The 623-nt window shown below is 74.8% G+C and carries 2 protein-coding genes; both read left to right on the forward strand.

From position 1 onward, the window contains the following. Nucleotides 1-273, forward strand: a 273-nt coding sequence (locus B8460_RS18825; RefSeq protein ID WP_048863161.1) for a 50S ribosomal protein L11 methyltransferase, incomplete at its 5' end; no start/stop codon positions are given. Further along, the coding region (locus tag B8460_RS18830; RefSeq protein WP_048863162.1) for an aminopeptidase P family N-terminal domain-containing protein at nucleotides 270-623 on the forward strand (354 nt) is incomplete at its 3' end. The genes B8460_RS18825 and B8460_RS18830, both read left to right, overlap by 4 nt.

A 623-nucleotide genomic window follows, 5' to 3' on the forward strand; every position in this document is an offset into this window, starting at 1 on the left:
TGGCGGCAGCCGGCGGTGCGGCGCGCGCGGCCCTATGATCTGGTGTTCGCCAACATCCTCGCGCGGCCGCTGTGCGGCATGGCGCGCGACCTCGCGCGCGGCCTCGCGCCGGGGGGGCGGGCGATCCTGGCGGGGCTGCTGACCTCGCAGGTGCGGATGGTGCTGGCCGCGCACCGGCGGCACGGGCTGTCGTTGCAGGCGATACTGACCGAGGGGGCGTGGGCGACGCTCATCCTGCGCCGTCCGTCGCATGAGCCGGGAGACAACGCATGAGTGTCCATGCCGAGCGCCTCGCGGCGCTGCGTGCCTGTCTGGCCGAGGCGGGGGTGCAGGGTCTGCTGGTGCCGCGCGCCGACGAGCATCTGGGCGAATACGTGCCCGCCTGCGCCGAGCGGCTGGCCTGGCTGACCGGCTTTACCGGCAGCGCCGGGCTCGCGATCGTGCTGGCGGACCGCGCCGCCGTGTTCACCGACGGGCGATACACGCTGCAACTCGCCGAGGAGACCGACGCGGCGCTGTGGGAGCGGCGGCATATCACCGACGAGCCGCCGCCGGCCTGGCTGCGCCAGCATGCGCCGGCGGGCGCGCGGATCGGCTACGACCCGATGCTGATCGCCGAGGAG

Origin of the sequence: Acidisphaera rubrifaciens HS-AP3 (genome assembly GCF_000964365.1) — a bacterium.
Classification (GTDB): Bacteria; Pseudomonadota; Alphaproteobacteria; order Acetobacterales; family Acetobacteraceae; genus Acidisphaera; species Acidisphaera rubrifaciens.